This is a genomic window from Rhodococcus sp. NPDC058639 (genome assembly GCF_042717545.1).
In the GTDB taxonomy this organism is placed as follows: Bacteria; Actinomycetota; Actinomycetes; order Mycobacteriales; family Mycobacteriaceae; genus Rhodococcus.
In genome coordinates, this window is sequence record NZ_JBHXRF010000006.1 from 212,420 (window position 1) to 230,751 (window position 18,332).

19 protein-coding genes are annotated in these 18,332 nt (G+C 67.1%); 13 read left to right on the forward strand and 6 right to left on the reverse strand.

All coding sequences use genetic code 11. The annotated features are described in order from the left end of the window. The first annotated feature begins 11 nt into the window (after positions 1 to 11). The 3 genes from ACFWU2_RS13805 (at position 12) to secA (ending at position 4,491) form a co-directional block, all read left to right on the forward strand. On the forward strand, positions 12 to 656 hold the full coding sequence (locus tag ACFWU2_RS13805; protein ID WP_378606792.1) for a ComF family protein: 645 nt from the start codon (positions 12 to 14) through the stop codon (positions 654 to 656). Between the two features lie 207 nt (positions 657 to 863). Beyond that, the gene (hpf, locus tag ACFWU2_RS13810) at positions 864 to 1,529 is read left to right on the forward strand and encodes a ribosome hibernation-promoting factor, HPF/YfiA family (protein ID WP_378606795.1); all 666 of its coding nucleotides are present in this window, start codon (positions 864 to 866) and stop codon (positions 1,527 to 1,529) included. A 142-nt stretch (positions 1,530 to 1,671) separates the two neighbouring features. Then, positions 1,672 to 4,491, forward strand: coding sequence for a preprotein translocase subunit SecA (secA, locus tag ACFWU2_RS13815; RefSeq protein WP_378606798.1), 2,820 nt, complete (start codon positions 1,672 to 1,674; stop codon positions 4,489 to 4,491). Positions 4,492 to 4,522: 31 nt separating this feature from the next. On the opposite strand, the gene ACFWU2_RS13820 is transcribed toward secA, so the two are convergent. Together ACFWU2_RS13820 and ACFWU2_RS13825 are read right to left on the reverse strand one after the other, a co-directional pair. Beyond that, a complete protein-coding gene (locus ACFWU2_RS13820; RefSeq protein WP_378606801.1) occupies positions 4,523 to 5,053 on the reverse strand; it encodes an Rv3235 family protein in 531 nt (176 codons plus the stop codon). A gap of 200 nt (positions 5,054 to 5,253) precedes the next feature. Further along, positions 5,254 to 5,439, reverse strand: a complete 186-nt coding sequence (locus ACFWU2_RS13825) for a hypothetical protein (RefSeq protein WP_378606804.1) — start codon at positions 5,437 to 5,439, stop codon at positions 5,254 to 5,256. Between the two features lie 122 nt (positions 5,440 to 5,561). On the opposite strand from ACFWU2_RS13825, the gene ACFWU2_RS13830 reads away from it, so the two are divergent. The 7 genes from ACFWU2_RS13830 to ACFWU2_RS13860 all read left to right on the forward strand — a co-directional run bounded on the left by ACFWU2_RS13830 (position 5,562) and on the right by ACFWU2_RS13860 (position 12,662). Beyond that, a complete protein-coding gene (locus ACFWU2_RS13830) occupies positions 5,562 to 6,362 on the forward strand; it encodes an SDR family NAD(P)-dependent oxidoreductase (protein ID WP_378606806.1) in 801 nt (266 codons plus the stop codon). Positions 6,363 to 6,425: 63 nt separating this feature from the next. After that, entirely contained in the window at positions 6,426 to 6,869 is a 444-nt protein-coding gene (locus tag ACFWU2_RS13835) for an HAD-IA family hydrolase (protein WP_378607278.1), read from the forward strand. Continuing rightward, positions 6,866 to 8,275 (forward strand): wax ester/triacylglycerol synthase family O-acyltransferase, encoded by a 1,410-nt coding sequence (locus ACFWU2_RS13840; protein ID WP_378606809.1) that lies wholly within the window; start codon positions 6,866 to 6,868, stop codon positions 8,273 to 8,275. The genes ACFWU2_RS13835 and ACFWU2_RS13840 overlap by 4 nt, the downstream gene beginning before the upstream one ends. A gap of 3 nt (positions 8,276 to 8,278) precedes the next feature. Continuing rightward, on the forward strand, positions 8,279 to 8,788 hold the full coding sequence (locus tag ACFWU2_RS13845) for a DUF6912 family protein (protein WP_378606811.1): 510 nt from the start codon (positions 8,279 to 8,281) through the stop codon (positions 8,786 to 8,788). Positions 8,789 to 8,894: 106 nt separating this feature from the next. Next, on the forward strand, positions 8,895 to 10,025 hold the full coding sequence (locus tag ACFWU2_RS13850) for a ferredoxin reductase (protein ID WP_378606814.1): 1,131 nt from the start codon (positions 8,895 to 8,897) through the stop codon (positions 10,023 to 10,025). Positions 10,026 to 10,058: 33 nt separating this feature from the next. Then, positions 10,059 to 11,339, forward strand: a complete 1,281-nt coding sequence (locus ACFWU2_RS13855) for a fatty acid desaturase family protein (protein WP_378606817.1) — start codon at positions 10,059 to 10,061, stop codon at positions 11,337 to 11,339. An 87-nt stretch (positions 11,340 to 11,426) separates the two neighbouring features. Beyond that, entirely contained in the window at positions 11,427 to 12,662 is a 1,236-nt protein-coding gene (locus ACFWU2_RS13860) for a fatty acid desaturase family protein (protein WP_378606820.1), read from the forward strand. 82 nt (positions 12,663 to 12,744) lie between these two features. Here ACFWU2_RS13860 and rsgA read toward each other — a convergent pair whose 3' ends face one another. Together rsgA and aroA are read right to left on the reverse strand one after the other, a co-directional pair. Continuing rightward, a complete protein-coding gene (gene rsgA / locus ACFWU2_RS13865; RefSeq protein WP_296550020.1) occupies positions 12,745 to 13,764 on the reverse strand; it encodes a ribosome small subunit-dependent GTPase A in 1,020 nt (339 codons plus the stop codon). Further along, positions 13,731 to 15,017 (reverse strand): 3-phosphoshikimate 1-carboxyvinyltransferase, encoded by a 1,287-nt coding sequence (gene aroA / locus ACFWU2_RS13870; RefSeq protein ID WP_378607281.1) that lies wholly within the window; start codon positions 15,015 to 15,017, stop codon positions 13,731 to 13,733. The genes rsgA and aroA overlap by 34 nt, the downstream gene beginning before the upstream one ends. 79 nt (positions 15,018 to 15,096) lie before the next feature. Between aroA and ACFWU2_RS13875 the strand changes: the two genes are divergently transcribed. Next, a complete protein-coding gene (locus tag ACFWU2_RS13875; RefSeq protein ID WP_378606824.1) occupies positions 15,097 to 15,843 on the forward strand; it encodes an SOS response-associated peptidase in 747 nt (248 codons plus the stop codon). 44 nt (positions 15,844 to 15,887) lie between these two features. On the opposite strand, the gene ybaK is transcribed toward ACFWU2_RS13875, so the two are convergent. After that, positions 15,888 to 16,385: a Cys-tRNA(Pro) deacylase gene (gene ybaK / locus ACFWU2_RS13880; RefSeq protein WP_378606827.1), complete on the reverse strand. Its 498-nt coding sequence runs from the start codon at positions 16,383 to 16,385 to the stop codon at positions 15,888 to 15,890. Between the two features lie 95 nt (positions 16,386 to 16,480). Beyond that, positions 16,481 to 17,023: a GNAT family N-acetyltransferase gene (locus ACFWU2_RS13885; protein WP_378606830.1), complete on the reverse strand. Its 543-nt coding sequence runs from the start codon at positions 17,021 to 17,023 to the stop codon at positions 16,481 to 16,483. Positions 17,024 to 17,326: 303 nt separating this feature from the next. On the opposite strand from ACFWU2_RS13885, the gene ACFWU2_RS13890 reads away from it, so the two are divergent. After that, positions 17,327 to 18,004 carry a sigma-70 family RNA polymerase sigma factor gene (locus tag ACFWU2_RS13890; RefSeq protein WP_378606833.1) on the forward strand — a complete coding sequence of 226 codons (678 nt, stop codon included), beginning with the start codon at positions 17,327 to 17,329 and terminating at the stop codon, positions 18,002 to 18,004. Further along, positions 18,001 to 18,285 carry a mycothiol system anti-sigma-R factor gene (rsrA, locus tag ACFWU2_RS13895; protein WP_378606836.1) on the forward strand — a complete coding sequence of 95 codons (285 nt, stop codon included), beginning with the start codon at positions 18,001 to 18,003 and terminating at the stop codon, positions 18,283 to 18,285. The genes ACFWU2_RS13890 and rsrA overlap by 4 nt, the downstream gene beginning before the upstream one ends. The last annotated feature ends 47 nt before the right edge of the window (positions 18,286 to 18,332 follow it).

Genomic DNA, 18,332 nt, shown 5'->3' on the forward strand with positions numbered 1-18,332 from the left:
ACACTGCCGGCATGCTGTCGTCCCTCTTCGACCTCGTGCTGCCCCTTGCGTGCGGTGGTTGCGGCGCGAGCGGGACCGCATGGTGTCGCGCGTGCGCTCGGACGCTGAACGACCCACCGGCGCTGGTACGGCTGCGGCGCGACCCGGGAGTACCGGTGTGGAGTCTGGGCCCGTACACGGGCCCTCGGAGGCGCGCGGTGGTCGCGGCGAAAGAGCGCGGCCGCCGGGATCTCGCCGACCCCCTCGGCCTCGCCTGGGCGGTGGCGGTGTCACGCCTGCGCCGGTGGGGTGAGCTGCCCCCGGGGCCGACGACCGTCGTACCGGCGCCCACTCGTGTGCGGGCCGCCCGAGCGCGCGGCGGTGACCCTGTCTCGCGCGCGGCCCAGGTTGCGGCGAGCCACGACCCGAACCTGTTCGTGCATCCGCTCCTCGTCTCGGCCCGAGGCGTACGGGACTCGGTGGGCTTGTCCGCGGTCGACCGGCACCGCAACCTCGCCGGCCGGATCCGGCTTCGGGAGGGAGGTGTTCCGCGGACGCGGCAGGTGCTCGTGGTGGACGACATCGTCACCACGGGAGCCACCGCTGCGGAGTCCGTGCGGGTGTTGCGCCGGGGCGGTTTCGACCCCGTCGGAATGCTCGTTACAGCACACGCATGAGGCTGCAGTGGTAACGGCGGATGTCCAAAAAGTGAATTGGACCGCAACGATGGCATGCGTCGGGCAGACCGACTACCGTTGCCTTCAGACCCGGAAACGAACAGGTAGAAGGGTGTAACGCCCATTCTTCCGGTTCCGGGCGGGCGCTATCGCGCTCATCGAACATGCCGGTGCGCAGTTGGCACCGGCCGTACTCGGGAGGTACTTGTGACGACCCCTTCGAAGACCCAGGCTTCCGTTGCCGAGGCAGACGCCACCACGGAAGGCCCCCAGGCCGAGATCGTCGTGAAAGGCCGCAACGTAGAGGTGCCGGATCACTTCCGGATCTACGTGTCCGAGAAAATTGCTCGAATCGAACGATTCGATCCGACGATTTTCCACTTCGATGTCGAGTTGCAGCACGAGCGCAACCGCCGACAGAGGAAGAGTGCCCAGAGAGTCGAAATCACGGCGCGAGGCAAGGGACCGGTCGTTCGCGCGGAAGCCTCCGGCGACAGTTTCTATGCGGCATTCGAGTCGGTGATCGCCAAGCTCGAATCCCGGCTGAGGCGGACGAAGGAACGTCGGAAGGTGTCGTACGGCGAGAAGACCCCCGTCTCCGTCGCAGAAGCCACTGCGGCGCTGGCGCAGGACGACGAACTCGCGATCTCGCCGGATCTGTCGTTCGACAGCCAGGAGCAGGAACCGGAAGGTCCCGGCAGGATCGTCCGCGTCAAGGAGCACAAGGCCGAGCCGATGACGGTCGACGACGCCCTCTACGAGATGGAACTCGTCGGTCACGACTTCTATCTGTTCCATGACAAGGAGACCGACAAGCCGTCCGTGGTGTATCGGCGCCACGCCTTCGACTACGGTCTCATCAAGCTCCTCTGAGCAGTGCCCGGAGCCGCCGCGGCGCGACGCCGTCGCAGTAACTCCGGGAGAACGCCTACCATGGAATCCGGCCGGGGTCCGCAAGGCCTCGGCCGGATTTTCTTGTCCGTGCAGGTACCCGAGATTGAGGACGAACACACCAGTGCTGTCGCTGACGAAGCTGCTCCGGATCGGTGAAGGTCGCATGGTCAAGCGGCTCAAGCAGATCGCCGAGCATGTCGAATCCCTCTCCCCGGAGTTCGAGGCCCTGACCGACGCCGAACTGCGGGCCAAGACGGACGAGTTCCGTCACCGCTACCAGGATGGGGAATCGCTCGACGAGCTGCTTCCCGAGGCGTTCGCGACCGCCAGGGAAGCGTCGTTCCGCGTCCTCGGTCAGAAGCACTACGGCGTTCAGATCATGGGTGGCGCCGCCCTGCACTTCGGCAACATCGCCGAGATGAAGACCGGTGAGGGCAAGACCCTGACCTGCGTGTTGCCGGCTTACCTCAACGCCATCTCGGGAGACGGCGTCCATGTCGTCACCGTCAACGACTACCTCGCCAAGCGCGACTCCGAGTGGATGGGCCGTGTGCACCGGTTCCTCGGACTCGACACCGACGTGATCCTGTCCGGCATGACCCCGGCGCAGCGCCGCGCGGCCTACAACGCCGACATCACCTACGGAACGAACAACGAGTTCGGCTTCGACTACCTGCGCGACAACATGACGCACTCGCTCGACGACCTCGTCCAGCGCGGCCACAACTACGCGATCGTCGACGAAGTCGACTCGATCCTCATCGACGAAGCGCGCACCCCGCTCATCATCTCGGGCCCCGCCGACGCGTCGAGCAAGTGGTACGCCGAGTTCGCGCGCATCGCGCCGCTGCTCAAGAAAGACGTCCACTACGAGGTCGACATCCGTAAGCGCACGGTCGGCGTGCACGAGGCCGGTGTCGAATTCGTCGAGGATCAGCTCGGTATCGACAACCTGTACGAAGCGGCGAATTCACCGCTCGTGAGCTACCTGAACAACGCCATCAAGGCCAAGGAGCTCTACGCCAAGGACAAGGACTACATCGTCCGCAACGGCGAGGTCGTCATCGTCGACGAGTTCACGGGCCGCGTGCTGTCGGGACGCCGCTACAACGAGGGCATGCACCAGTCCATCGAGGCCAAGGAACACGTCGAGATCAAGGCCGAGAACCAGACGCTCGCCACGATCACACTGCAGAACTACTTCCGGCTCTACGACAAGCTTTCGGGCATGACCGGTACCGCCGAGACCGAGGCTGCCGAGCTGCACCAGATCTACGACCTGGGCGTCATCCCGATCCCGACGAACCGTCCGATGATCCGGGTGGACCAGGGCGACCTGATCTACAAGACGGAAGAAGCGAAGTTCGCCGCCGTGGTCGACGATGTGGTCGAGCGCCACGAGAAGGGCCAGCCTGTCCTGATCGGTACCACGAGCGTCGAACGTTCGGAGTACCTGTCGAAGCAGTTCACCAAGCGCGGCGTCCCCCACAACGTGCTCAATGCGAAGTTCCACGAGCAGGAAGCGCAGATCATCGCGGAAGCCGGGCGGACCGGCGCGGTCACCGTCGCGACCAACATGGCCGGTCGTGGTACCGACGTCGTGCTCGGCGGCAACCCCGACATCATCACCGACACCCTGCTGCGGAAGCGGGGACTCGATCCGGTCGAGACCTCGGAGGAATACGAGGCCGCGTGGGACGAGACCCTTCCCGCGGTGCAGCGACAGGTCAAGGACGACGCGGATCGGGTGCGGGAGGCCGGCGGCCTGTATGTGCTCGGCACCGAGCGTCACGAGTCGCGCCGAATCGACAATCAGCTGCGTGGCCGCTCCGGCCGTCAGGGTGACCCGGGGGAGTCGCGCTTCTACCTCTCGCTCGGCGACGAGTTGATGCGACGCTTCAACGGCGCTGCGCTGGAGTCGATCATGACCCGGCTCAACCTGCCCGACGACGTTCCGATCGAGGCGAAGATGGTCTCCAAGGCCATCAAGAGCGCGCAGACCCAGGTCGAGCAGCAGAACTACGAGATCCGCAAGAACGTCCTCAAGTACGACGAGGTGATGAACCAGCAGCGCACCGTCATCTACGAGGAGCGTCGCCGCATCCTTCGCGGCGAGGATCTCGAGGGCCAGGTGCAGCACATGCTCACCGACGTGGTCTCCGCCTACGTCGACGGCGCCACCGCCGAGGGATACGTCGAGGACTGGGATCTCGAGCAGTTGTGGACCGCGCTCAAGACTCTCTACCCCGTCGGCATCGACTACAAGACGCTGCTCGCCGAGAACGAGGATCTCGACCGCAGCGACCTGCGCGAGGCGCTTCTCGAAGACGCCCGTGCCGCGTACGCGCACCGGGAGGCCGAACTCCGGTCGCTGGCCGGGGAGAACGCGATGCGCGAACTCGAGCGGCGGGTGCTGCTGTCGGTTCTGGACCGCAAGTGGCGTGAGCACCTCTACGAGATGGACTACCTCAAGGAGGGCATCGGCCTGCGCGCGATGGCGCAGCGCGACCCGCTCGTCGAGTACCAGCGCGAGGGCTTCGACATGTTCACCGCCATGCTCGAAGGCCTGAAGGAAGAGTCGGTCGGCTTCCTGTTCAACCTCAAGGTCGAAGCGGCGCAGCCGCAGGCTGCCGCGGGCAACGGGGTGTCGGTGACACCGGCGTCCGCTGCCGCTGCTTCCCGGACGGCACCCCCGGTCGGGCAGCCCGTTCCGGCACGGGCACCCGCCCAGCCGGCACCCGCTCCCGCTCCCGCCGTGCTTCGCGCACAGGGTCTGGACGAGGGCGAACGTCGTCTCACCTACAGCGGCCCAGCCGAGGACGGTCGTGCGCACGTCGCACGTCGCAGTGGTGGTGACGGCGCCGCACCGGCCGCGCAGGGCACCCGCAAGGAACGTCGTGCGGCCGCGCGACGCGACGCGAAGTCCGGCCGCCGGCACTGACCGACGGTGAACTCGTTCACGACCCTGTGGCTCATCCGAGCCACAGGGTCGTGATCGTCCAGGGGTGGGGCGACTTCGGCTTCGGCGTCCGGCGCACGATCCGGCCCGCCACGGCATACACGCGGTCGCCCCGGGCATAGGTGCCGAACACCTCCGCCGTGTTCGCGTCGACCGCGTGCACCCGCGTCCGGAGCAGCACCGCCGTTCCCGCCGCCCCGGTCGGGGAGGTGCGCGACGCCGAGACCGCATCGACGAGCGTCGGTTCGAGCACCGCCGTGAGCTGGGTGACGGGGCGCCGCCCGTCGACAACCTCGAGGATCAGCCGCAGGGCCACCTCGGCGAATCTGTGCGCGGTGGCATCGGCCCGCGGTACTCCTTCGGCCTGCGCGACCGGGGTGCGAGCCGAACCGGCGGGTCGGCCGGATCGCCCGTCGTGCGGGGTGGCGCGCGGCGCGGCGTGGGGCCGGCACCGGACGCACTGCCCGGGAGCCTGCGATTCCTGCGGTGGCGGCTCGAAACGAGGGATGCGGCGTACGTAGCGGCCGGTGTGACGATCCGTCATGTCATGTCTCCCAGAGCGTGGACGGCGCCGGCTCGGCGGCCGGTGCAGGGATCGCGCCTGTGCGGCGCGATGAGGTCCGGGAGAGGACGAACCGCCGATATCGTGACATATCCGGCGGCCCCGCGCTTGCCGTACATCTCGCGGCGAGTCCGGGTGATATCGCCACCGCGACGCGGCCGGATGGCGACATGCACTCTGCGTCAGCCGTCCACGAACACACTCTCCTGGTTGTCGTGGACACCGGTGAACATTTCGGTCGGGGTGAGGGGTCGTGACGCCACCGTAGGCATGATCCCTTCGCGATGAGCGAGGTGAACCATGCTCTCGAGCCGCCCGGAGTACTCGGCGGGTTGGTCGACCATCCAGGTGATTCCCTCGGCGGCCACGGAACTCGGCTGGCACCGGTGACGAGCGCGACTTTGGCAAGAATGCTATTCTCTATTTCCGGAACTGTATTTCCCAGTGGGGTGCAGTACAAGAGGTTGTCCCTTCGAAGACCGGAGAACGCATGACCGAAGACAGTGCCGGCACCGGGGACTTCGTGTTCGGATACGGCCCCTCGGCTCTGGTGACCGGTGCGTCGTCCGGCATCGGCCGGTCGTTCGCCCGCCTTCTGGCAGAAGCCGGTCTGAACCTGATACTCGTCGCGCGCCGACTCGACCGGCTCGAGGAGCTTGCGGCCGAACTGCGCTCCCGACACGGCGTCGAGGTGACCGTGCACGAGGTCGATCTCTCGGATCCCGCCGCCGTCGACCGACTGCTCGAGCAAGAGGCGACCACCGATATCGGTTTGCTCGTCAGCAATGCCGGGTTCGGTGTGAAGGGCCCGTTCGAGAACGGTGACGCGGCCACGCTCGCTGCCATGCTCGCGGTCAACTGTCAGGCACCGACGCGGTTGGCGCATGCTCTCGTTCCGCGGTTGAGGCGACGCGGCCGTGGCGGCGTCGTATTCACCAGTTCGGTGGAAGGACTCCTCGGCTGCCCGTACTCCGCTGCGTACTCGGCGACGAATGCCTACGTCAACGCGCTCGGCGAAGGCCTCTGGGGAGAGCTGACTCCCGCGGGGATCGATGTGCTGACACTCTGTCCGGGAGCAACCGACACCGAGGCACCCCGGCTTCAGGGCATCGATCCCGCTACCTTGCGACACCTGATGGATCCGGACGACGTCGCCCGGGGCGCACTCGAGAATCTGAAGAACGGACCGATCTATGTACCGAGCGAGCACTATCGCGCACAATTCGACACCCTCGTGACGATGCCCCGCCGGCAGGCGCTCGCGGCAATGGCGGCGAGCCTGCGGGTCTGACGTCGCGGCTCACCCGCAAGCCCGTCGATGCGCAGACGCCGGAACATCTAGGGTGAGGCCGTGCTGCGTGGACTGGTGCTCGACTTCGGTGGCGTGCTCGCCGGCCCGGATACGGACCCCGAAGCCATCGCGGCGGTGGTCGCCGAGTTGCGCCGCCGCGGGGTGCGCACCGCGATCCTGAGCAACGATCCCGGAGGGCCGCACGCGCAGTGGTTGCGGGATCTCGCCGGGACGTTCGTCGACGAGGTCGTGCTCTCAGGGGATGTGGGGGTCGCCAAGCCCGATGCCGAGAGCTTCCGGCTCGTCGCCGAACGCCTCGGGCTCGCACCCTCCGAATGCGTGTTCGTCGACGACCTGGTGGGCAACGTGCGGGGTGCCGTGGCTGCGGGGATGGTCGGAGTCCACCATGATGGTCCCCACACCGTGATGGCCGAATTGGCTGTTCTCTTCGGCATCGCTGCAGGACGATCCGGGCCACCCGGAAGTGAGGGGGACGTTCGGCAATGACGAGTCGGATGACGGCGCAGGACGCGTCGTACTACTACCTGGAGACGAGCAACACGCCGATGCACATCGGCTCGCTGGCGATTCTCGAGCCGCCCGACGGGGGAGTTCACTACGACCGGGTGCTCCAGTTGGTCGAGCAGCGGCTCGCGGAGGTTCCGCGTTACCGCCAGAAGGTGCGTGAGGTGGCCTTCGGGCTCTCCCGGCCGGTGTGGATCGACGACCGGGATTTCGACATCACGTACCACGTTCGCAGGTCGGCGGTCCCGCGTCCGGGAACCGACGATCAGTTGCACGACCTCGTCGCCCGGCTGATCTCGAGACCCCTCGACCGGACCCGCCCGCTGTGGGAGATGTACGTCGTGGAGGGGCTTGCCGGCGACCGGTGCGCGGTGTTCACCAAGTCGCATTCGGCGCTGGTCGACGCGGAGGAGTCGCTGGAGATCGGCCAGGTGCTGTTCGACAAGGACCCGATTCCGCGCGCGGTGCCGGAAGAGTTGTGGATGCCGGAGCAGGAGCCGTCGGAATCGGCGCTGCTCGTCGGAGCACTCGCCGAACTGGTCGCCCGGCCCGGCGAAGGTGTGGCCGCGATGCGGTCGGCGGCAGGGAACCTTGCGTCCACCCTCACCGAAACAGTGGAGGCGGTGGGTCGTTTCGCCCGTACCGCAGCGCAGTCCGCACCCGAATCGCCGCTGAACGCGTCGATTTCCCGAAGCAGGCGTTTCGCTGTCGTGGAGTCCGACCTCGAGCCGTACCGGAAGATCCGGTCCCGATACGGCTGCACGGTCAACGACGTGGTGCTCACCGTCATCGCCGGGGCACTGCGGTACTGGCTGCTTTCCCGCGGCGAGCCGCTGACCGAAGCCACCGTCGTCCGCTCGATGGTCCCCATGTCGGTCTACGTGCGTGACGCCGGCGGCGAGGGTACGGACGGGACGACCCCGGTGCACCCTCAGGGCGAGGTGTCGTCGTTCCTCGTCGACCTGCCGGTCGGGGAGCCGAATGCCGTCGTGCGGCTGTCGCACATCGCCCACGCCGGGGAGGCGTACGCGCGGGAGCGCCGCCGGGTCGCGGCGCAGTCCATGATCCGCCTGTCCGGGTTCGCGCCGGCAACCATGCACGCGGTCGGTGTGCGCGTCGCGTCGGGTTTCTCGCAGCGCGTGTTCAATCTCATGATCACCAACGCTCCGGGGCCGCAGTACCCGCTGTATCTGGGAGGGGCACGACTGCTCGGGATGTATCCGGTCTCGCCGTTGCTCAAGAATCAGGCCCTGAGTGTCGCGCTGACGTCGTACGACGGAAAGATCTACTACGGTTTGAATGCGGACCGCGATGCCATGCCCGACGTGCATGTGCTGACGTCGCTGCTGCACGAATCGCTCGAGGAGTTGTCGGATGCCAGTAGGTGAGAAGTGACGCGTGTCTATGTACCGGCGACTCTCGGGATGCTGCAGCGTCTCGTGGCCGAGAACGAGCTCGACGCGGTGGGGCGTACAGCGTTCGCGGTGACGCCCACCTTGCGTGAGTCCTACACCTCCGGCGACGACGACGAGCTCGCAGAGGTGGCCATGTCAGAGGCGGCGCGCGCCTCCGTGCGGCTGCTGGCCGCCGAGGACACCGGGGCGACCCCGGAGTTCGGGACGCGGCGTGTCGTGATCGCCGCGGATGTCGAGGGCGCCACCCCGCGCCCCGATCTCGACGACGCCGTGGTGCGCCTCGCCGGGCCGATCCCGATGAGCGCCGTCGCGTCCGTGCATGTGGATCTGAAGGCCGCGGAAGCGGACGTCGCGCGTGCGATGGAGGTTGTCGACGCGGCCGATCTGGGCGACGAGGAGGCCGAATTCGTGCTCGGTGACGCCGAAGATCACGAACTGGCGTGGTACGCGGCGCAGGAGTTGCAGTTCCTGCTGGAATTGCTCTGACCGCTCGGAACGAGGATCCTTGTGAGTGGAGTCTCCACGTAACCTACGGGACCGTAACCTCTGATAACCTTCGCGGTCGTAGTTCCAGCGTGAGGAGAATCGGTCGATGGGTTTCAAGGAATGGATCGAAAGGCCCGCGGCCCATGTGGCACCGGGTGAGCGATCTCTGTCCAACGTGGTGCGAGGCGCGGTCGCGCGACTCACGACCCCATTGTTGCCCGACGATTATCTGCATCTGATCAACCCGTTGTGGTCGGCGCGTGAGCTTCGTGGGCGCATCGTCGAGGTCCGTTCCGAGACCCCCGACTCTGCAACCATCGTCATCAGGCCGGGCTGGGGATTCGATTTCGGGTACTTGCCCGGTCAGTACATCGGCATCGGCCTGCATATCGACGGCAAGTGGCATTGGCGGTCGTACTCGCTGACTTCCACCCCGATCCGCACCGACAAAGTCATCTCGATCGCGGTGAAGGCGATGCCGGAGGGGTTCCTGTCGAGCCATCTCGTCGGGGGTGTGCCGGAAGGCACAATCGTGCGTCTCGCGGCTCCGCAGGGCGACTTCGTTCTTCCTGATCCACCGCCCGAGAAGATCCTGTTCCTGACGGCCGGCAGCGGCGTCACGCCGGTCATGTCGATGCTCCGCACCCTCGACAGGCGTGCAGTCGAGCGCGGTGTCGACATTGCCGACGTCGTGCATGTGCACTCGGCGCCCACCGCCGAGGACGTGATGTTCCGGTCCGAACTCGAGCAGTTCGATGCCACACACGACCGCTACCGCTGCCACCTGCAATACACGCGTGAACAGGGCAAATTCGCCCTTTCGCAGCTCGATGAGGTGTGCCCGGACTGGCGGGAGCGTCAGACCTGGGCGTGCGGACCGCAGCAGATGCTGGCCGATATCAGCGCGCACTGGGCGACGGCCGGCATCGAAGATCGTGTGCACCTCGAGCGTTTCGCGGTCACACGTGCCGATACCTCCGGGTCCGGGGGAACGATCACTTTCGCGAAATCCGGCAAGACCGTCACCACCGACGGTGCCACTACCGTTCTCGAGGCGGGGGAGAGCGCAGGAGCGCTCATGCCTTTCGGTTGCCGGATGGGAATCTGTCAAACTTGTGTGGTGCCGCTCCAAAAGGGGTATGTGGTAGATCTCCGGTCGGGCGAGGAGCACGGTGAGGGCGAGCGAGTCCAGACGTGCATCTCTGCTGCTGCCGGGGACTGCACCATCGATGCCTGACGGCACCGCCGAGAACGACGAGAGGGACCACGCTTGGCAATCACCGACATCCGCGAGTTCGCGCATCTGACGGACGCCGACATCGACGCGTTGGCAACCGAGTTCGATGCCATCCGGCGGGACGTGGAAAACACGCGCGGACCACGTGACGCACGCTACATCCACAACACGATTCGACTGCAGCGTTCGCTCGAGATCGTGGGCCGGATCGTGCTGCTCGGTTCGCGACGTCGCTCGTGCTGGTTGCTCGGCACGGCGGCGTTGTCAGTGGCGAAGATCATCGAGAACATGGAGCTCGGTCACAATGTGATGCACGGGCAATGGGATTGGATGAACGATCCGGAGATCCACTCCACGTCGTGGGAATGGGATCAGACCGGCCCGTCCGCCCATTGGAAGCGCGCGCACAACTACGAGCACCACACCTACACGAACATCGTGGGCATGGACGAGGACGTGGGATTCGGCATCCTGCGTATGACTCGTGACGAGAAGTGGCGTCCGATCAATCTGCTGCAGCCGGTCGCGAACATCGTGCTCGCCCTGACTTTCGAGTGGGGTATCGCGTTGCACGACCTGACGGCGCAGCGGATCGAGTGGGAGAAGCAACTCGGCGACGGTCCGCGGCCGAGGCTGTCCGGGCCCGCCAGCGAATTCGTGGCGAAGGCTGGACGCCAGGTGTTCAAGGATGTCGTGCTGTTCCCGGCCGCAACCGGGCCGGCGTGGCGCAGCACGCTCACGGCCAACCTCACCGCAAACGTCGTGCGCAACATCTGGGCGTACCTGGTGATCTTCTGCGGGCATTTCCCGGACGGTGCCGAGAAGTTCACGGTCGAGCAGTTCGAGAACGAATCGCGCGGTCAGTGGTATCTTCGCCAATTGCTGGGCAGCGCAAACATTTCGGGTGGCCGGGTCATGGATTTCATGACCGGGAATCTCAGCTACCAGATCGAGCACCACCTCTTCCCTGATCTGCCGAGCAATCGGTATCGGGAGATCGCGGCCCGGGTGCGGGCGCTGTGCGGCAAGTACGACCTGCCGTACACCACCGGCCCGATCGGGCGGCAGTACATGCTGGCACTGCGCACCATCCACAAACTGGCGTTGCCGGACAGCCTTCTGCGGGCGACGTCCGACGATGCGCCGGAGACGTCGTCGGAGCGTAAGTTCGAGCGACTCCGTGCTGCCGCAGCACTTCCGGCTCTCACCGAGGACCCCGTCACGGGACGTCGCCGTGGGTTGCTGACCGCGCTGCGCTCGCATGCCGAGCACACGGTGGCGGTGCGACGTGCGCGTCGCCGGAACCGGCAGTAATCGACGCCGCCCGTTCGTGGGTGATTCCGATCACACGTCCGAAATCAGCTAACCTACGGAGCCGTAACCTACGGTAGGGTAGCCGCCATGGCGATATCGGACATCAAGGAATACGCGCACCTTACGGAGGCGGACGTCGAGGCCATCGGCCGCGAGCTCGATGCCATCCGGCGCGATATCGAGGAGTCACGCGGTGAGCGCGACGCCCGATACGTCCGCAATACGATCCGGTTGCAGCGCAGCCTCGAGGTCGGTGGACGTCTGGTCCTGTTCGGTTCCAAGAAGCGCTCCCTGTGGTGGCTGGGCACCGGAATGCTCTCGTTGTCGAAGATCATCGAGAACATGGAGCTCGGGCACAACGTGATGCACGGGCAGTGGGACTGGATGAACGACCCCGAGGTCCACTCCGCCAACTGGGAGTGGGACAACGTCGACCCGTCGGCGCACTGGAAGATCACCCACAACCACCTGCACCACAAGTTCACCAACATCCTGGGCATGGACGACGACGTGGGCTACGGGTTGCTCCGCGTCACCCGCGACCAGCGTTGGAAGCCGTTCTACCTCGGCAACATCGCCTACAACGCGATCCTGGCGTCGCTGTTCCAGTACGGCATCGCGATCCAGTTGCTCGAACTCGGCAAGGTCATCCAGGGTCGCGACGACCGTGAGATCACCAAGAAGCACGGCGCCGAGGTGCTCGCGAAGATCGCCAAGCAGGATCTGCGCGACTACGTCGTCTATCCGGCGCTGACGGGCAAGTCGTGGAAGACCACGATCACCGCGAACGCCACGGCGAACTTCATCCGCAACATCTGGACCAACGCCGTGATCTTCTGCGGGCACTTCCCGGACGGTGCGGAGAAGTTCACGAAGCAGGACGTCGAGAACGAGACGCACGCCGAGTGGTACCTCCGGCAGATGCTCGGTTCCGCCAACATCTCCGGCGGCAAGATCATGGACTTCATGACCGGCAACCTGAGCTACCAGATCGAGCACCACATCTACCCGGACCTGCCGTCGAATCGGTACGCGGAGATCGCCGTGCGCGTCCGGCAGTTGTGCGACAAGTACGACCTGCCGTACACCACCGGTCCGCTGGCCGTGCAGTACTGGAAGTCCTGGCGCACGATCGCGAAGCTCTCGCTGCCCGACAAGTTCCTCAAGGACGACCGCGACGCCGCCCCCGAAACCGCATCGGAGCGGGGCTTCGGTGGCCCGGCGGAAATCGATCCGGTCACCGGCCGCCGGCGCGGTCTGGCCACCACCATCGAGAACACCCGCAAGCGCGGTGTCGTCCGCAGGATCCTCGGCATGCGCTGAGTTCGCGAGCGTGTGCTGCACGCCCCGAACGACGATCGAACCCCCGGCACCTGAACTGGTGCCGGGGGTTCGATGCATTCGATCACCAGGAGTCGTTGGACGCCAGCGAGGTCAGCAGTTCGCGCACGGCCTGCGCCCGGCGCAGCGACTTGCCCTCGAGCCGGTCGAGCGCGCACTCGGGGTCGGCGGGCGGTCCGAGATGCGTACAGCCGCGGGGACAGTCCGCGACCGCCGCGGCGAGATCGGTGAAGGCCGCGACGACGTCGTCGGGCTGGATGTGCGCGAGCCCGAACGACCGGATGCCCGGAGTGTCGACCACCCAGCCACCGGACGGAAGCGGAAGTGCGACGGACTGGGTCGACGTGTGCCGGCCCTTCCCGACACCGGAGACCACACCCGTGGCGCGGTCGGCGTCGGGGACGAGGCGATTGACGAGGGTCGATTTGCCGACGCCGGAGTGGCCGATCAATGCGGTGACCCGGCCGGTGAGACGCTCGGTGAGATCGGAAAGATCGTTGTCCTGGCCGACGGCCAGCACGGGGATGTCGAGATCGGCGAACTGCGACGCGAATTCTTCCGGGTCGGCGAGATCGCTCTTGGTCAGCCCCAGCATCGGGGCGAGCCCGCCCGCGTAGGCGGCGACCAGCGCGCGCTCCACGAGCCCGGTGCGCGGCGGCGGATCGGCGAGCGCGACGACGATGAGCAGTTGCGACGCGTTCGCCACCACGATCCGTTCGAACGGGTCCGTGTCGTCGGCTGTCCTGCGGAGCACGGTGGTGCGTTCCTCGACGCGCACGATGCGCGACAGGCTGTCGGGACGGCCGGAAAGGTCGCCGACCACCCCCACCCTGTCTCCGACGACGATCGGGGTACGGCCCAGTTCGCGTGCGCGCATTGCCACCACGGGCCGCTGCGGATCGCCGCCCAGGACGACGCCCCAGCGCCCACGGTCCACCGAGAACACCATGCCCTCCACCGCATCGAGGTGGGCAGGCCGATCCTTGGTACGCGGTCGCGAACTCTTGCCCGGACGGACCCGGACGTCGGACTCGTCGTACTGCCGCCGGCTCAGGAGCGTGCTCCCGTCAACATCGCCGCCCACAGACCTTCGAATCCGGGGAGGGTCTTGGCGGTCGTGCCGATGTCCTCGACCTCGACGCCGTCGACGACGAGGCCGAGGATCGCGCCGGCAGTCGCCATCCGGTGGTCGGCGTAGGAGTGCCAGACACCGCCCGTCAAGGTGGCCGGTTCGATCTGGAGGCCGTCTTCGGTTTCGGTGGCGATACCGCCGAGCCGGCCGATCTCGGCGGACAGCGCGGCGAGCCGGTCGGTCTCGTGGCCGCGCAGGTGTGCGATACCGCGAAGACGTGAGGGAGTGGACGCCAGCGCGGCCACCGCGGCCACCGTGGGAGTCAGTTCACCGACGTCGTGCAGGTCGATGTCGATGCCGGTGAGCGTGGCCGGTCCCCGCACGGTGAGCGTTCCGTCCGACAGCGACACAGCCGCGCCCATGCGCTCGAGGATGTCCCGGATGGCGTCGCCCGCCTGCGTGGTCTTCTCCGGCCAGCACGGGACCGACACCGTGCCTCCGGTGACCGCGGCGGCGGCGAGAAACGGGGTTGCATTCGAGAGGTCGGGTTCGACGACCACGTCGCGGGCGGCGATCGGGCCGGGCAGAACCCGCCAGGTGTTCGCTTCCGAGGTGTCGACCTCCACGCCCGCATCACGGAGCATGTCGACCGTCATGTCGATGTGAGGGGTGGACGGGACGGGCTTGCCGTCGTGGTGCACGGTCACACCGTCGTCGAACCTCGCGGCAGAGAGCAACAGACCGGAGACGAACTGCGACGACCCGGACGCATCGATCGTGACGGACCCGCCGCGCACGCCGGCGCGACCGTGGACCGTGAAGGGCAGCGTGTCGCCGTCGATGTCCGCGCCGAGTGCCCGGAGTGCGCCGAGCACCGTGCCCATCGGCCGTGATCGCGCCTGCTCGTCCCCGTCGAAGCGGACGTCTCCGTCGGCCAGGGCAGCGACCGGCGGAACGAAGCGCATCACGGTGCCCGCGAGGCCGCAGTCCACCGTGCCGGCTCGCAGGGGTCCCGGAGTCACGTCCAGTGTGGTGCCGCCGTCGCGCTCGGTGATCACGGCACCGAGGGACCGCAGCGCAGCGATCATGAGGTCGGTGTCGCGGCTGCGCAGCGCCCCGGTCACCGTCGACGGGCCGCCCGCCAGAGCTGCCAGGACGAGGGCACGGTTGGTGATGGACTTGGATCCAGGCAGCGTCACGGACGCGTCGACGGGGGACACGGCTCGGGGTGCTTTCCACAGGCTCACCCGTCCATCTTCGCCCATCGGCCGCCCGGGCATCGACTCCCACCCGTCCGCGCGACCGGTGTGTGCCGTGTCGGCGGTCGCTGCCACACTCGGAGGCATGTGCGGCAGGTATGCATCGACGGCCGATCCGGCCACTCTCGCGATGGAACTCGACGCGATCGACGAGACGGGCGACGAGGAATTCCGGCCCGACTACAACGTCGCGCCCACCACACACGTGCTCACCGTGGTGGCGCGGCACGACCGCGACGATGCGGACGGCCCGGCGCGCCGCCGTATCCGGCGCATGCGCTGGGGACTGGTTCCTCCCTTCGCGAAGGAGGCGGGCTCGGGCGCTCCGTTGATCAATGCGCGGTCCGAGTCGGTGGCAACCAAACCGGCGTTCGCACAATCGCTGCGTTACAGACGGTGTCTCGTTCCGATGGACGGCTGGTACGAGTGGCAGGTGGAACCGGCGCCGGACGGCAAGACCCGCAAGGTGCCGTATTTCATGGCGCCGGACGACGGTTCACGCGTCTGCATGGCCGGTCTGTGGGCCGTGTGGCGCGACCCGCGTACTCCCGACGCGCCACCGCTGGTGAGCACCACGATCCTCACCGCGGATTCCGTTGCGCAACTGGGCAATATGCACCACCGGATGCCCCTGATGCTGCCGCCCGAGCGGTGGGAGGCCTGGCTCGATCCCGACAGCCTCGGACACCCCGACCTCATCGTGCCGAGCGAAGACGCCGTGGCGCGGATTCAGATCCGCAGGGTGTCGGACAAGGTCAACAGCGTGCGCAACAACGGGCCGGAACTGCTCGTGCCCGACGACGGCGCCGGCGACCAGATGGCGCTGCTGTAGCGGCTGCACCGGGTCCGGGCGCCGCGATCCGCGACTGGCGCAGCTCAGTGACCCGCTGCGACCGGGGCGACCACGGCTCCCGTCAGGCGGATCAGGTCCGCGGGGGCGAGTTCGATTTCGAGGCCGCGCCGCCCCGCGCTGCACAACACCTTGTCCCATCGGCCCGCCGACGCGTCGATCACCGTCGGGAGGCGTTTGCGCTGACCGAGCGGGGAGATGCCACCGAGCACGTAGCCGGTCGCACGCTCCGCGGCGGCGCGCTCGGCCATCGTGGCCTTGCCACCACCGAGCGCCGCGGACGCGGCCTTGAGCGACAGCGTCTCCGGGACGGGGACGACGGCGACGCCCAGCTTGCCGGACGGGAGGGCGATCACGAGTGTCTTGAAGATCTGGGCGGGCACCACTCCGAGGCGTTCGGCGAGCGCCTCGACCGCTTCGGATCCGAAAGAGCCGGCCCGAGGGTCGTGGGGGTATTCGTGGACCACGTGGGGCACCTTCTCGCGGGTGAGAAGCGTGGTGGCGGGGGTCGACGTGGATGCCATGTGCTCACCTTAGGCAACAGCGTTCTCTCATTCCGTGGCAAGGGACGGAACTCCTTCAGCTGACCCCGGGTCCTCGGGAGCGGGGACCAGGACGTTCAGGACGGACGAGAGTGGGCGCCACACCCTTCTGGGTTCGGCGCCCGCTTCGCGAGCAAAGAAGGCGCACTCGGCCGCCGCGGCAGAGTCAACGTCATGTACACGCTGTGGGGATCGTCCCGGTACTCACCGAAGGGCCCGCAGACGACGAAGCCCGCCCCGGCATACAGGGCCCGCGCCGGAGCGAAGAACTCCGTGCTTCCCGTCTCCAGCGAGATTTGCCGGACACCCCGCGAGACGGCGTCGCCGAGCAGGTGGTGCAGCATCAGCCGGCCCACCCCGTTTCCTCTCCGGCGAGGGTCCGTCCGCATCGACTTGAGCTCTTCGTGCCCCGGCCCGAGTGCGGCGAGGGCGCCTGTGGCTGCGATTCCCTCACCCCACTCGCCGACCCAGAGCCGTACCCCCGGCTGCCGGAGACCGGACAGGTCCAGGGCGTGCCGGCTCTCCGGGGGCGCCGTCGGGGCGAGCTCGTCCAGGTGGGCCTGCAGGAATGCGGCCAGCCGGGGGTCGGAGAAATCGGCGCGATCGATGCGGAGGGTCACGGCGAAAGGATAGTCAGGGGACGCCGACGGCCGAGTGTCGAGAGCCTGCCCTCGCCGGCGTCAGCGGTCCACTTCGGCCGCGGAGACACCGCTGCCGACCAGCCGACTCGCGAGTCGACTCACCGATTCACCGCACCTCGGGGAACAAGTCCGGTATGTGGTGTGTTGACCCCTTCGGACGTGCCCGCCGGCGCGACCGCTGTCGCTCGAGGATCGGAGACCCCGTTGGCAATCCTTTGCCCGCCCCGTCCGGCTACGGCAGGACCGGTAGCCTTCACGGAGAACGTCGGTGAAGGGATCGGTGTGGTCGAGGAGTCTGTCGAACAATTGGCCGAACGGTTCGAGCGTGAGGCACTGCCGCTGCTCGACCAGCTCTACGGTGCGGCGTTGCGGATGACCCGCAACCCTGCCGACGCCGAAGATCTCGTCCAGGAGACATATATCAAGGCGTTTTCCGCGTTCGGGTCCTTCCGTGAAGGCACGAACATCAAGGCGTGGTTGTACCGCATCCTCACGAACACCTACATCAACTCCTACCGGAAGCGGCAGCGGCAACCCGCGCAGTATCCGACGGACGAGATCACCGACTGGCAGCTCGCGGCGACCGCGGAGCACTCGTCGACGGGGCTGCGTTCGGCGGAGGTCGAGGCGCTCGACGCGCTGCCCGACAACGACATCAAGGCGGCGTTGCAGGAACTCCCCGAAGACTTCCGTATGGCGGTGTACTACGCCGATGTCGAGGGATTCCCGTACAAGGACATCGCCGAGATCATGGGTACCCCGATCGGGACGGTGATGTCGCGCCTGCACCGTGGCCGCAAGCAACTGCGTGGTCTGCTCGGCGACGTGGCTCGCGAACGCGGCTTCAATCGCGGCGGCGCAGTCGATGCGGCCACCGGCATGGAACCCGGCGCGGGTGAAACGTCCGAGACCAGCGAGAACAGCGAGAACAGCAAGAACAGGAAGGGAGTCTCGCAGTGAGCGAGCCGACAGACTTCGAGCGGGTGGACTGCTCTGCGGTCATTGCGGACGTGTATCTGTTGCTGGATTCCGAGTGTGACGAAGATGCGCGAGCGAGACTCCAGGGGCACCTCGACGACTGTGGTGCCTGCCTCGAGGCCTACGGCATCGAGGAGAAGATCAAGTCTCTGCTGAGTCGCAAGTGCGGCGGAGAGCATGCGCCCGCGGGACTGCGGGAACGCCTGGTGCTGGAAATCCGCCGGAATGTGGTGGTGCACTACCGCCGCGACGCCCGCGACTGACCGACTCGGCCCCCGAGCAAGAAGGACCGGAAAGCAACGCTTTCCGG